Raw genomic sequence first — 12,602 nt, 5'->3', positions numbered from 1 at the left:
CGAGTACTGTTCAGCGAATAAACAGAACCGGCGGTGTGTTAGAAAATCTACCTGTTATTCCGGTGACTCGAAGTCGGCGGGGATGACTTCGATTTCGTGGCCGTCGGGGTCCTTGGTGAACGCGAACATGTCGTCGCAGGACTCGGGGTCGCGGTAGTCCTCGGCCTCGCGCTCCATGAGCGTCTCCCAGTAGTCGTGGAGGTCGTCGGCGCTGACGGCGAGGTGGCCCCACGCGTCGCCCATCTCGTAGCTCCGGCCGTCGTAGTTGTAGGTGAGTTCGACGGCCATCGCCTCTTCGGCCGCGCCCTCGGGCTTCATGAAGTAGTTCGCGAAGGTGTCGGACTCCCAGCGGCCGGTGTGCTCGTAGCCGAACTTGCGGGTCCAGAAGCCGAGCGCCTCGTCGGCGTCCTCGACGCGAATCATCGTGTGGTCGAGGCTCCACTTCGCGCCGTGATCCCGCTTGACGATTTCGACCTCGTGGCCGTCGGGGTCCTTGACGAACGCGTAGCGACCGCCGCAGGACTCGGGGTCGCGGTAGTCCTCGACGCCCTCGTCCATGAGCTGCTGGTAGGAGGATTCGAGTTCGTCCTCGGGGACGCGGACCGCGATGTGGCCCCACGCGTCGCCCATCTCGTAGGTGTGGTCGCCGTGGTTGTAGGTGAGTTCGAGGACCGCGCCCTCCTCGTGGAGGTCCTCGGGACCGAGGTAGACGTTAGTGAACGTGTCGGCCTCCCAGCGACCCTTCTCCTCGTAGCCGAGGTGGGTCGTGTACCAGTCGAGCGACTCCTCGAGGTCTTCGACGCGAATCATCACGTGGTCGAGGGTTCCGGACATACCCGAGTGATGTGTCGCGCCGGCGAAAAACGTACCGAACGCGGAACCCACCGTCGATGGTTGCCACACGCCGTCTACCGGAACTTTCGGTCCGTTACGTGGTGCATAAGTACTCCCCGAAGTTACGATTCGGCAGTGTTCCCGGTCCCCAATCCCGTTCGCCTCCTCATCCTCGGCATCGGGCTGGCGCTCGCCCGACTCGGTCTCCTCGACCGCGAGCGCGCGGTCCGCATCGCCGACCTCTCGTGGCCCCGCGTCGTCACCGGCATCGCCCGGATGTCGAAGAACGCCGTCGACGTGGCGATGGTGGGTATCGCCTCCGGGACCGTCGCCATCACCGGCGTCGGGTTCGCCGGGCCGTACTGGGGGCTCGCCTTCGCACTCGGCGGCGGTATCGCCGGGGGGACCATCGCACTCGTCTCCCAGCGCTTCGGCGCGGACGCGATAGACGAGTTAGGACTCGCGGTACGGTCGAGCGCGCTCTTGACCGTCGTCGCCACGCTCCCCGTCACGGCCGTCTTCTGGCTGTTTCCCACCGAACTCATCTCCGTGCTGAGCAGCAACCAAGGAGCCATCGAACTCGGGGCGGCGTACCTCCGAATCGTCGGCCTCGGCGTCCCCTTCGCCGGCCTGAACCTCATCGGGAGCCGCGTCCTCGTCGGCAGCGACGACGCCTACACCGCGATGACGCTCCGCGCGAGCGGCGCGGTCATCAACATCGTCCTCAACGCGGTGCTCATCTTCGGCCTCGACATGGGCGTCGAGGGCGCGGCCCTCGGGACCGTCCTCTCGAACGTCGTCGTCGCCGGCGCGTTCGCAGTCGGCCTGTCTCGCGGGTCGCTTCCCGGGGTCGGCGCGTTCCCCGTCACCATCGACCCCTTCGGGTCGTTCGTCGACCCCCGGACGCTCGTCGACCTCGTCAAAATCGGCCTCCCCGTGATGGGTCGCGGGCTCGTCTGGACGGTCGCCGAGTTCCCGATGCTCGCCATCCTCGACAGCTTCGGGCCGGACGTGGTGGCGGCGTTCGTCATCGCCCGCCGTATCTGGGGACTGATGAACACCCCCGGCTGGGGATTCGGACTGGCGTCGTCGAGCCTCGTCGGGCAGGCGCTCGGCAAGGACGACGAGCAGACCGCCGAGGCCTACGGCAACGAAGTCATTCGGTTCGCCGTCGCCACGTACATCGTCTCGGCGGCCCTCGTGGCGATATTCGCTCGCCCCATCGTCCTCGGATTCGTGGACAACCCGGCTGATCCGGCGGTCCCCATCGCCATCGACCTCGTCTACGTCGCCTGCATCGCAGTCATCTTACAGGGCGTCTCCGGCGGGTCCGCGGGTCCGCTCGACGCCAGCGGCGACACCCGCTGGACGTTCGGCAGCCAGTTCGTCGGGATGTTCCTCGGGTCGATTCCGCTCACCTACATCGGCTCCGTCACTTCGCTTGGGCTCGTCGGACTCTATCTGGCGTTCCTCGCCGAGACGACGATTCCGGCGGCGCTGAACTACTACCGCTTCAAAACGGGGACGTGGAAGGCCGTCAGTCGAAACTACCGGCCCAAGACGGCCGCGGACGACTGAAGCGGCGTCACCGCGGGTCGCGCTCGCTCGCGCGCGACCAATATACGAACCCCGCCACGGCCCACAGGAGGACGGTACCGACCGGCCACGCGGTCCGTCCCGGTTGGACCGAAAACCCGCGGGCGACCTCTAACTGAGTCACGCCGGCGAGCGCGAGCCCGGCCGCGGTGAGTCGAACGTCCTCGCGGCCGAACAGGACGCCCGAGAGCGCGCTTCCGAGCGCGACGGCGTAGCAGGCGACGCCGACCGGCCACACGAGGATGTAGTCCGGAAGCCCCATCGTAAAACGCAGGAAGAAGTCGGTTATGGTCGTCACGCTCCCGGTCGAGGGGCCGACGAGCCCCCACGGGAACAGGAGCGTGAGAGCCCCGGTCGTGAACGTCTGGACGGACCACGGAACGAGACCGAGGACGAAGACGAGGAGTAGCTGGAGTCGGCGGCGCGCGGACGACCGCGAAGCCGACCGGGTCGCCGGGTCGGTCGTCACCGCTGGGCGATGATGCGGAGCACGTCCTCGTCGGCGAGGACGTGGTCGCGGCCGACCTGCTGGTCGTCGTGTTTCGCGCTCGGCCCGGAGACGCGTGCGAACCGGAACCGCTCGTCGAGTTTGGCCCCGAGTTCGTGGATGGCGTCGTCGATGGTGTCGCCCTCGCGGAGGACGAGCGGTTCGTCGTAGTCGACGCCGCGGCCGGGCTTGTCCATGTAGATGCGGATGAGCCCGAGGGCGTCCCAGATCTCCTCTTTCAGCGCGTCGAGACCCTTCTCGGCCTCGGCGCTGATGAACGTGACCTCGTCGGGGTCGAGACCGATCTCGCGGAGGTTCTCCTCGACGGTCGGGAGGTAGTCTTTGTCGATGAGGTCGGCCTTGTTGACGGCGACGATAGACGGCAGGTAGACCCGGTTTTTCATGATGCCGTCGACGAGTTCGTCGATGGTCGTCTCGCCGCGGAGGGTCACCTCGGCGTTGACGAAGCCGTGCTCGCGGAGGATGCCCTTGATGGTCTCCTCTTCGAGGTCGACGCTGTCGCTTTTTGTCACGTTGATGCCGCCTTTGCCCTTCTTGTTGATAGAGAGGTTCGGCGGGGACGTGTCGAGCCGAATCTTGTTGTTGTAGAGTTCGTGTTTCAGCCGCTCGTAGCGCTCTATCTCGAACACCGAGAGCATGAACACGACGAGGTCGGCGGTGCGGACGACCGAAAGGACCTCCTTGCCGCCGCCGCGACCGCCAGCGGCCCCCTCGATGAGGCCCGGCACGTCGAGTATCTGGATGTTCGCGCCCTTGTACTTCAGCATCCCCGGATTCACGTTGAGCGTCGTGAACTCGTACTCGCCCGTCTCGCTGTCGGCGTTGGTGAGGGCGTTGATGAGCGTCGATTTGCCGACGCTGGGGAAGCCGACGAGCGCGACCGTCGCGTCGCCGGTCTTCTCGACGGCGTACCCTTGGCCGCCGCCGGCCGAACTCTGGTTTTCGAGTTTCTCTTTCAGTTCCGCGAGTTTCGCCTTCAGCCGACCGATGTGCGCCTCGGTCGACTTGTTGTACGGCGTGTTAGATATCTCCTCGCGGATATCTTCGATCTCCTCCTCCAGTCCCATCGTCAACAGTTCCGCCGCGTCCGTCGAAAAACCCTTTCCTTCCGCGCGGCGGATTTCGACGCGCCGACGCGTCGGGTATCGTGGTAGTCGCGCGTGCGCGAACAGACAAGTATCGGCACGGTTATACACGACCCCTTCGACCGCCCGATGAACACCGATGCCCGACCCTCGGACGCTCCGCGATAGCACGCAAATCGTGCTCCCGTGCGACCTCTTGGAGAGCGTGCGCGACGACCTCGAAACGGAGTTCATCGTCTCCGTCCACCGAAAGGACGGCGGCACGTGCCGAATCATCGGGAGCCCGGTCGAGATTCGTGCGGTCAGCGACTTTCTCGCGCGACAGGGCATCTCCCTCCGCTAGTCTCGGTTCCGAAGGGCTTGTTACCACACAGTCCAACGGACGGGTATGGACGAAGCGCCGGGACTTTCCGACCAGTACCGCACGGCCAGTCCGTGGCCCGTGTTCATCGCGCTCGGGATACCCATCTCCGAGTTGGGTCTGTTGTTTGGCCTGTTTCCACTCGCCGTCGGCGGCCTGCTCCTGTTCGGCGGGAGCGTCGTCGGCATCCTCAAGGAGTCCGGCTACGTCACCTCGACGATTCGCGCAGTCACCGCGCTTGCGGCCATCTTCCTCGCGTTCGGCGCGGGACTCGCGTTCACCGACATCGCCCTCGTCACCCGCGGCTACGCGGTCATCGCGGCCGCGATTCTGCTGGTGGTCGGCGGCGTCGTCTTCGAACTGTTCGTCCGCGAGCAGCGACAGACCTTCTGACCGCCGCGGACGCCCACGCGACCGTCCCACCCCGCCCCGACCGGACGAGAAACCAACAATCTATTTGAACGGCGTCCCCGACTGTCTCGATATGGCAACCAAGACGTTCGACAAGGAGACCATCCTCGACCTCACGGTCAACATGGTTCCGCTGGCCATCATCCTGTTTTTCGTGGTGGCTTTCACCTTCGTCAATCCGTTTGGGTTCGAATCGCTCACTTCGGGGCTCCAGTACACGCTTCTCATCGCGCCGTTCGTGCTCCTCGCCGCGCTCACCTACCTCTCGGGGAAGGCCATCGCGGGCTCCGAGAAGGAAGGCACCGTTTACGCGCCCGGACAGGCGACCGTTCCCGGCGCGAAGCCGCTTCACGAAGCGGAGGGCGAAGAGACGGCCGAACTCGAAGAATCGACGGATGACGACGCCGTCGAAGCCGCGGACGAGACGGCTTAAAGCACCTCGAATCGCAGGGCGGTCCCGAATCTTTCATTACCCTGCACTACTCAGGCACTTCCATGGAGGTTAACGGACAGTTAGCACTGACGGTGCTCATGGGGGTCTTCCTCATCGCCGTCGCCGCGTGGCTCGCGCGGGTCGAAGACTGGCGGTCGTACACCCCGCTCGCGGGCGGAGGCACGGTCGGTGGTACCGCAGAGCAGTACGTCTCGGAGGAGAAACCATCCGGGGTCATCCGTTGGTTGACGACGGTCGACCACAAGGACATCGGGATGCTCTACGGCGCGTACGCGCTCGTCGCGTTCGCCGTGGGCGGACTCATGGTCGTCCTGATGCGGATTGAACTGGCGGACCCGTCGATGACGCTTATCTCGAACACGTTCTACAACTCGTTGCTCACAAGCCACGGGATTACGATGCTGTTCCTGTTCGGGACGCCCATCATCGCCGCGTTCTCGAACTACTTTATCCCGCTTCTCATCGGCGCGGACGACATGGCGTTCCCGCGTATCAACGCCATCGCCTTTTGGCTCCTGCCGCCGGCGGCGCTTCTCATCTGGGCCGGGTTCTTCCCCATCCCGGACGTCATCCCGGCGCAGACGGCCTGGACGATGTACACGCCGCTCTCCGCCGGTGTCGGCTCCGGCAACCAGATGAACGCCGGCGTCGACCTGATGCTCCTCGGCCTGCACCTCTCCGGTGTCTCGGCCACGATGGGTGCGATCAACTTCATCGCGACCATCTTCACGGAGCGCAACGAGAAGGTCTCGTGGGCGAATCTCGACATCTTCTCGTGGACGATTCTGACCCAGTCGGGGCTCATCCTCTTCGCGTTCCCGCTTCTCGGCAGCGCCATCGTGATGCTGCTTCTCGACCGGAACTTCGGTACGATGTTCTTCTCGGTCGACGGCGGCGCGATTCTCTGGCAACACCTGTTTTGGTTCTTCGGCCACCCCGAAGTGTACATTCTCGTGTTGCCCCCGATGGGCATCGTGAGCCTCGTGCTCCCGCGCTTTGCGGGCCGTCGGCTCTTCGGGTTCAAGTTCGTCGTCTACTCCACGCTCGCCATCGGCGTCCTCTCGTTCGGCGTCTGGGCGCACCACATGTTCGCGACGGGTATCGACCCCCGTCTCCGCGCCTCGTTCATGGCCGTCTCGCTGGCCATCGCGATACCGAGCGCGGTCAAGACGTTCAACTGGATTACGACGATGTGGAACGGGAAGATTCGCCTCACGACGCCGATGCTGTTCTGTATCGGCTTCGTCTCGAACTTCATCATCGGCGGCGTGACGGGCGTCTTCCTCGCGTCGATTCCGGTGGACCTCGTGCTCCACGACACCTACTACGTCGTCGGACACTTCCACTACATCGTCATGGGTGCCATCGCCTTCGCCGGCTTCGCCGGGCTCTACTACTGGTTCCCCATCTACACCGGCCGGATGTACCAGGTCACGCTCGGTAAGTGGCACTTCTGGCTCTCGATGGTCGGGACGAACCTGACGTTCTTCGCGATGATTCTGCTCGGCTACGGCGGGATGCCGCGTCGCTACGCGACCTACCTGCCGCAGTTCGCGACGCTCCATCAGGTCGCCACGGTCGGCGCGCTCATCCTGCTCGTCGGCCAGATAATCTTCGTCTGGAACTTCGTCCAGTCGTGGCTCGAAGGCCGCGAAGTCCAAGACGGCGACCCGTGGGACCTCGCCGACGACGACCTCGTCACGGCCGAGTGGACCTGGTTCGAGCGCAAACTGGAGACGGCCGTCACCGACGGCGGCGAAGAAGAGACCGAACTCGCCACCGACGGCGGACAGACGGTCGACGACGCGGACGCGGAATCCGCGGACGACGCGTAGTCGACGCCGCTCGCCGGCGTTTCGGTTTCATTTTTCGGACGCTGTCTTTCGAGAGCGAACGCGCCCGACGGCGCTGACTGTCCGTGCGTCCACGCGCCCGCACTTGTGTTATCGTAGCTGTCGGTCGCTCGCGTGCGCTGAAACATCACGACATCGCCAGCACGACATCGCCAGCGCCGCCGCTCGCGAGCGACGACGGTCACGGTGGAGAAAAGCGACTGCTCTCGATGCGGCGGCGCGGAAAACCGGGCGGTGCTCAGACGACGAGGAGGACGCCCGTCGCGAACATCAGTATCGCGATGGCCCCGAGCACGAGTCCGAGGATATCGGTATCCGACATAGCTCACCCTTAGGGCGTGCGGCAAAAGGTGCATCGGTACGCGGACGGGAACCGCCTCCTCCCGAGGCGAACGGAAACCCCTAACAGCGTCCGCCCCCGAGCGTGGACCGTGAGTTCGAACGTCGGCGGTCACCGCTTCGTCCTCGGACTGTACGCCGCCCTCGTCGCCGTCGCCGGGGCCGCGGGCTACCTCACGGGCACGTTCGTCTCGGGGCTCAGCGCCCCCCGGTTCCTCTTTCTGGTGCCGTTCCCGCCGACGCCCCTCGGCTTTGCGGCCTACGGCGCGCTGACCATCGCGCTCGTCCTCGGCGCCCCGCTCGCGCTCGTGGTCTACGTCTCGGCGGGACTCGACGACGCGGCCTAATTCGCACGAACGTTCAGCACAAATACTAAGACCGGCGACCGGGACGTGGTAGTATGTATCACGTGGTAATCGGTGTCGATGACGACGCGGAGCACGCGCTCGCGTGCGTCGAAGAGGTCGCGAATCTCCCCGGCGAACCCGACGAGAAGGAGGTGACGCTCGTCCACAGTTTCACCGACAACCCGAGCGGGGCGTCGGCGACGCAGATTCACTCGGTCCGGGAGGCCGGCGAGTTCCTCGAAGACCGCGGTATCGAGTACGACGTCAACGAGTCGTCGGGCGACCCCGCGGAGGTCATCATCGAGTTCGCCGACGAGGAGGACGCGGATCTCATCGTCACCGCCGGGCGGAAGCGCTCGCCGGCGGGGAAGGCGCTGTTCGGGAGCGTCACGCAGACGGTGATTCTGAACTCCGAGCGGCCCGTCATGGTGACGGGCACGACGAAGCGAAAAGACTAGTAGACCCGGTCGAAGAGTCCCGCGACTTCGTCGGGGGTCTGACGGCCGGACGCTCGTTCTCGCAGGTCGCCGTCGCGAACGCACAGCACCGTCGGCGCCGCGTCGACCTCGAAAGACCGACAGAACTCGTCGGCCGTCTCGCCGTCGACGCCCGCGGCCGCGACGCCGTCCGGGACTCGGTCGAGGACAGCGCCGAGGTCCTCCTTCATCGCGTCACAGGGCTCGCAGAAGCGTCGCCAGACGAAAACGACGGCGTCCGAGTGGTCTGCGAGGTAGGATTCGAAGGTGTCGTCGTCGAGTTCGTCGAGCGCGGCCGGCACCGGCGACGACGAGGTCATCTCGACGAGCAGGCCCGCCATGACCAACAGCGAGTCCTGTTCGACCGGCGCGTCGAGGAACGACTTCGCCGCGAGGTAGGCGACCACGTCGGCTCTGGTGACGCCGAACTCGTCGAGTCGCTCCTCGACGTTCTCGGGCGCGACGCCGAAGAGGTCCGAGACCGTCTGGTGGAACTCCTCGGTCGAAACCGCGCCGTAGATGTCGTGGTAGACGGCGAGCGTCTTCTCGAACTCCGCCGTCGTCGAGAGCGTCCCGTCGGGCGCTTCGTCGACCGCGCCGGCGGCGATGAGCGTTTCGAGCGCCGTCTCGGGGTCGGCGTGGGTCGCGGCCACGGTCAGACCCCCAGGTACCGCTCGCGGGTCTCGTCGTCCTCGCGGAGTTCGTCGGCGCTCCCGTCGAAGACGATGCTCCCCTGGTCGATGACGTACGCGCGGTCGGCGAGTTTGATGGCCGCCGCGGCGTTCTGTTCGACGAGGAGGATGGTCGTCCCCGCGTCGCTGATGCGCTCGACCGCGTCCTCCACGTCCTCGATAATCTTGGGCGCGAGCCCCTCGTACGGCTCGTCGAGGAGAAGCAGGTCCGTGTTCTGCTTCAGAGCGCGCGCGATGGCGAGCATCTGCTGTTCGCCGCCCGAGAGCGTCCCCGCGCGCTGGTCTTTCCGCTCGTCCAGCCGAGGGAACTGGTCGTAGACCTCCTCGGTCGACATCCCCTTGTGACCGAACGACAGCGACCGACCCCAGGTGTTCGATTTGTTGTTGACGACCTCCGCGAGGTGGAGGTTCTCGGCGACCGAGAGGTTCGGGAAGATGCGCCGCTCTTCGGGCACGAGAGAGATTCCCTGCACCGACACGTCTTCCGCGGCGACGCCCGTGATGTCGCCGTCCTTGAACCGAATCTGCCCCTTCCGAACGTCGGGCGGCGTCGCGCCGGCGATACACCGGAGCGTGGTGGTCTTGCCCGCGCCGTTGCGGCCGAGGAGCGCGCAGATCTCCCCCTCCTCGACGCTCATCGAGAGGTCGCGGATGATGTGGCTCTCGCCGTAGTAGGCGTCGATACCGTCGATTTCGAGGAGGCTCATAGCTCGACACCTCCGAGGTACGCCTCTTGGACGGCTTCGTTGCCCCGAATCTCGTCGGGGGTCCCCTCGGCGATGATGCCGCCGCGGCTGAGGACGACGATGCGATCTGAGATGCTGAAGACGATTTCCATGTCGTGTTCGACGAGGACGAACGTGAGCCCGTGGTCGCGTTTGACCCGCTCGATGAGGTCGACCGTCGACTTCGTCTCCTCGGGAGACATGCCGGCGGTCGGTTCGTCCATGAGGAGCAGGTCGGGCTCGCTCGCGAGTGCGATACCGATTTCGAGGCGACGCTTGTCGCCGTAGGGAAGGTCGGTCGCGATAGTGTCCGCGCGGTCCAACAGCCCGACCGAGTCGAGCGTGTCGCGGGCGACGCCGTGTACGTCCGTGAGGCTGTCGCGGTGTCTCAGGAACTCGAAGCCGAACGCACCGCGCTCGGCCGCCAGCGCCGCGATTTCGGCGTTCTCCCTGACGGTGAGGTCGGGGAAGATAGAGGCGGTCTGGAACGACTTCGAGACGCCGCGTTGGACCACCTGATGCGGTTCGAGGCCGACGATTGACTCGCCTTTGAACCGGATATCGCCGCTCGTCGGGTCGAGCCGTCGCGTGATGAGGTTGATGAGCGTCGACTTCCCCGCGCCGTTCGGGCCGATGATAGAGACGCGCTCGTCCTCCTCGACGGTGAGGTTCACGTCGTCGGTCGCGACGAGGCCGCCGAACTCCTTGACGAGGTTCTCCGTTTCGAGGAGCGTCATTGGCCGCCACCTCCGTTCTCGGAGCGCGCGCGAAGTCGCTTCGCCGCCTTCGAACCGAGGTCGACCGCGAGTTCGCGGAGCCGGTTCAGGATGCCCCACAGGCCGTCCGGAACGACCCAGACGACCGCGACGAAGACGACGCCCAAGAGCAGGTGCCAGTAGAACCCGAAGTCCCGGACGAGCACGATGCCCGTGAAGGGAATCGTCAGCGCCTGGATGGTGCTGACGATGTTCTCGATGTAGAGGTACAGTCCGACACCGAGGACCGGTCCGAACATCGAGCCCGCGCCGCCGAGGACGGTCATGACGACGATGTCGCCGGACTCCGTCCAGAACAGCGACTGGAGCGGAACGTACGCACCGTGGATGGTAAAGAGGCTCCCGGCGACGCCCGCGAACCCGCCCGAGATGATGAACGCCATGAGCTTGTACCGCCAGACGTTGAGTCCGACGAACTCCGCGCGCTGTTCGTTCTCGCGGATGGCGCGGAACACCATCCCGTAGGGGGAGTTGAGGATGCGGTAGGCGACCGCGACCGCGCCGACGAAGAAGACGCCGACGAAGGCGTAGAGCCACGTTCCGAGGAGCATCCCGCCGATGGACGGCACGTCCGCTTCGAGGTGGATGACGCCGAGGAAACTGCCGACCTCGACGCCGGTCAGGCCGTTTTCGCCGTTGGTCAGGAACGCCAGCGGCGACGCGGCCATGTAGTAGAACATCTGGGCGAACGCCAGCGTGAGGATGGAGAAGTAGATGCCGCCGCGGCGGAGCGACAGGAAGCCGAGCACCCACGCGAGGAGCACGGCGAAAAGCGTCCCCGAGACGACCATCACGATGGGGTCGCCGCTGACGTTCTTGGCGACGATGCCCGCGGCGTACGCCGCGCCGCCCCAGAAGGCCGCGTGGCCGAACGAGAGCAGTCCGGTGTAGCCGAGCAGCAGGTCGAAGCCGATGGCGAAGATGCCCCAGATGAGGATGAGCGTCGCGAGGCTCTGGTAGCCCTGCAGGAACCCCGAGACGACGGGTGCGCGGGCGAAGAGGTACGGGAACACCGCGACGAGAATGGCCGTGATACCGACGACCGTCCCCTCGCGGCCGCGGAGTTTCTCCCAGCGACCGAAGAGGGTGCCGCCGACGAGCGCGTCCTTCGCGCTCGGGTTGGCGTCCTTCTCGCTCATGGCGTCACCTCTTCGTCGCCGAGGAGGCCCTGCGGCCGCGTCAGGAGGACGATGGCCGCGATGGCGTACAGGCCGACCTGCGACCACGCGGGCGCGAAGGAGACGAGGGCGGCGGTCGTGAGGCCGAAGACGATACCGCCGAGGACCGCGCCGGCGATGCTTCCGACCCCGCCGATGACGACCGTCAGGAACGCCGGAACGAGGATGTTCGTCCCGATGGTCGGGTTGACGACGTTCAGCGGGCCGCCGACGACGCCCGCAACCCCGGCGAGCGCCGCGCCGATGCCGAAGACCACGATGTACGGACGGGTGATTTTGATGCCGAGGAGTCGGACCATCTCGGCGTCGCGGGTCCCGGCGCGAACGACGAGACCGAAGTCGGTGTACTCGACGAGCAGGTACACGAGCGCCACGAGGACGGCCGTGATGCCGATGACCCAGAGCCGCCACTGCGGGAAGTTACCCACGATGGGCAGCGCTATCGGGCCGGAGACGGGAAGACCGGCGAACGAGCCGAACGAGAGGATTCGCTCGGGCTGTTCGAACGGCAGGCTGTTGCTGCCGAACAGGACGCGGAACAGCTCCTGAACGACGATTGCGAGCCCGAACGTGACGAGAATCTGGTCGGTGTCGGGCCGGTCGTAGAACGCCCGCGCGAGGTACCGCTCCATCAGCAGGCCGACGCCGAAGACGAAAAGCGGGACGAAAAGCAGGGCGGCGAAGAAGCCGATGTCGAGCCCGAAGCTCGAAAAGCCCCACTCGGCCAGTTTCCCGTTCGAAAGCGGGACGTTCAGCGCGACGAACAGCCCCGCGTACGTGCCGACGAGATACAGCGCGCCGTGCGCGAAGTTGACGAACTTGAGCGTGCCGAGGATGATGGAGAGACCGACCGCTAAGAGGACGTAGATAGCCCCCTGCTGCAGCCCGTTGAGCAGGATGACGAGTACGTCCGACAGAAGGCTCATCGCCCCCCACCTCCGCCTCGGATGTTCGAAGCGCGAACTAC

The 12,602-nt window shown here is 65.6% G+C and carries 15 protein-coding genes; 7 read left to right on the top strand and 8 right to left on the bottom strand.

What is annotated here, in order from left to right:
- Positions 1-54 precede the first annotated feature (54 nt).
- The gene (locus tag ABY42_RS04385; RefSeq protein ID WP_049904940.1) at positions 55-834 is read right to left on the bottom strand and encodes a VOC family protein; all 780 of its coding nucleotides are present in this window, start codon (positions 832-834) and stop codon (positions 55-57) included.
- A gap of 135 nt (positions 835-969) precedes the next feature.
- Between ABY42_RS04385 and ABY42_RS04380 the strand changes: the two genes are divergently transcribed.
- Complete coding sequence (locus tag ABY42_RS04380; RefSeq protein WP_050458808.1) at positions 970-2,412, top strand: MATE family efflux transporter; 1,443 nt, start codon at positions 970-972, stop codon at positions 2,410-2,412.
- Between the two features lie 7 nt (positions 2,413-2,419).
- Here ABY42_RS04380 and ABY42_RS04375 read toward each other — a convergent pair whose 3' ends face one another.
- Together ABY42_RS04375 and ABY42_RS04370 are read right to left on the bottom strand one after the other, a co-directional pair.
- Positions 2,420-2,899, bottom strand: a complete 480-nt coding sequence (locus tag ABY42_RS04375) for a TIGR04206 family protein (RefSeq protein ID WP_004972515.1) — start codon at positions 2,897-2,899, stop codon at positions 2,420-2,422.
- A complete protein-coding gene (locus ABY42_RS04370) occupies positions 2,896-4,005 on the bottom strand; it encodes an OBG GTPase family GTP-binding protein (RefSeq protein WP_004972516.1) in 1,110 nt (369 codons plus the stop codon). Before ABY42_RS04370 ends, ABY42_RS04375 begins: the two co-directional genes overlap by 4 nt.
- A gap of 157 nt (positions 4,006-4,162) precedes the next feature.
- Between ABY42_RS04370 and ABY42_RS04365 the strand changes: the two genes are divergently transcribed.
- The 6 genes from ABY42_RS04365 (at position 4,163) to ABY42_RS04340 (ending at position 8,246) form a co-directional block, all read left to right on the top strand.
- Positions 4,163-4,366, top strand: coding sequence for a VNG_1110C family protein (locus ABY42_RS04365; protein ID WP_050458807.1), 204 nt, complete (start codon positions 4,163-4,165; stop codon positions 4,364-4,366).
- Positions 4,367-4,411: 45 nt separating this feature from the next.
- Positions 4,412-4,777 carry a DUF7541 family protein gene (locus tag ABY42_RS04360; RefSeq protein ID WP_004972518.1) on the top strand — a complete coding sequence of 122 codons (366 nt, stop codon included), beginning with the start codon at positions 4,412-4,414 and terminating at the stop codon, positions 4,775-4,777.
- A 91-nt stretch (positions 4,778-4,868) separates the two neighbouring features.
- A complete protein-coding gene (locus ABY42_RS04355; RefSeq protein WP_049904941.1) occupies positions 4,869-5,228 on the top strand; it encodes a DUF6684 family protein in 360 nt (119 codons plus the stop codon).
- A 98-nt stretch (positions 5,229-5,326) separates the two neighbouring features.
- A complete protein-coding gene (locus ABY42_RS04350; protein ID WP_004972520.1) occupies positions 5,327-7,084 on the top strand; it encodes a cbb3-type cytochrome c oxidase subunit I in 1,758 nt (585 codons plus the stop codon).
- Between the two features lie 449 nt (positions 7,085-7,533).
- Positions 7,534-7,788 (top strand): DUF7520 family protein, encoded by a 255-nt coding sequence (locus ABY42_RS04345; protein WP_004972521.1) that lies wholly within the window; start codon positions 7,534-7,536, stop codon positions 7,786-7,788.
- Positions 7,789-7,841: 53 nt separating this feature from the next.
- On the top strand, positions 7,842-8,246 hold the full coding sequence (locus ABY42_RS04340; RefSeq protein WP_004972522.1) for a universal stress protein: 405 nt from the start codon (positions 7,842-7,844) through the stop codon (positions 8,244-8,246).
- Here ABY42_RS04340 and ABY42_RS04335 read toward each other — a convergent pair.
- From ABY42_RS04335 to ABY42_RS04315, 5 genes are read right to left on the bottom strand one after another with little or no spacing between them, the layout of a single operon-like run.
- Positions 8,243-8,917, bottom strand: coding sequence for a thioredoxin family protein (locus ABY42_RS04335; protein WP_004972523.1), 675 nt, complete (start codon positions 8,915-8,917; stop codon positions 8,243-8,245). The two genes, ABY42_RS04340 and ABY42_RS04335, sit on opposite strands and share 4 nt — an antisense overlap.
- Before the next feature lie 2 nt (positions 8,918-8,919).
- Entirely contained in the window at positions 8,920-9,663 is a 744-nt protein-coding gene (locus ABY42_RS04330; RefSeq protein WP_004972524.1) for an ABC transporter ATP-binding protein, read from the bottom strand.
- Positions 9,660-10,418: an ABC transporter ATP-binding protein gene (locus ABY42_RS04325; RefSeq protein ID WP_004972525.1), complete on the bottom strand. Its 759-nt coding sequence runs from the start codon at positions 10,416-10,418 to the stop codon at positions 9,660-9,662. The genes ABY42_RS04330 and ABY42_RS04325 overlap by 4 nt, the downstream gene beginning before the upstream one ends.
- Positions 10,415-11,596, bottom strand: a complete 1,182-nt coding sequence (locus ABY42_RS04320) for a branched-chain amino acid ABC transporter permease (RefSeq protein ID WP_004972526.1) — start codon at positions 11,594-11,596, stop codon at positions 10,415-10,417. The genes ABY42_RS04325 and ABY42_RS04320 overlap by 4 nt, the downstream gene beginning before the upstream one ends.
- Positions 11,593-12,561: a branched-chain amino acid ABC transporter permease gene (locus tag ABY42_RS04315; protein WP_050458806.1), complete on the bottom strand. Its 969-nt coding sequence runs from the start codon at positions 12,559-12,561 to the stop codon at positions 11,593-11,595. Before ABY42_RS04315 ends, ABY42_RS04320 begins: the two co-directional genes overlap by 4 nt.
- Positions 12,562-12,602 lie beyond the last annotated feature (41 nt).

The sequence above is a fragment of the Haloferax gibbonsii genome, from assembly GCF_001190965.1.
In the GTDB taxonomy this organism is placed as follows: Archaea; Halobacteriota; Halobacteria; order Halobacteriales; family Haloferacaceae; genus Haloferax; species Haloferax gibbonsii.
Note: the sequence above shows the minus strand (reverse complement) of the source record. Positions and strands in the feature narration are given on the sequence as shown.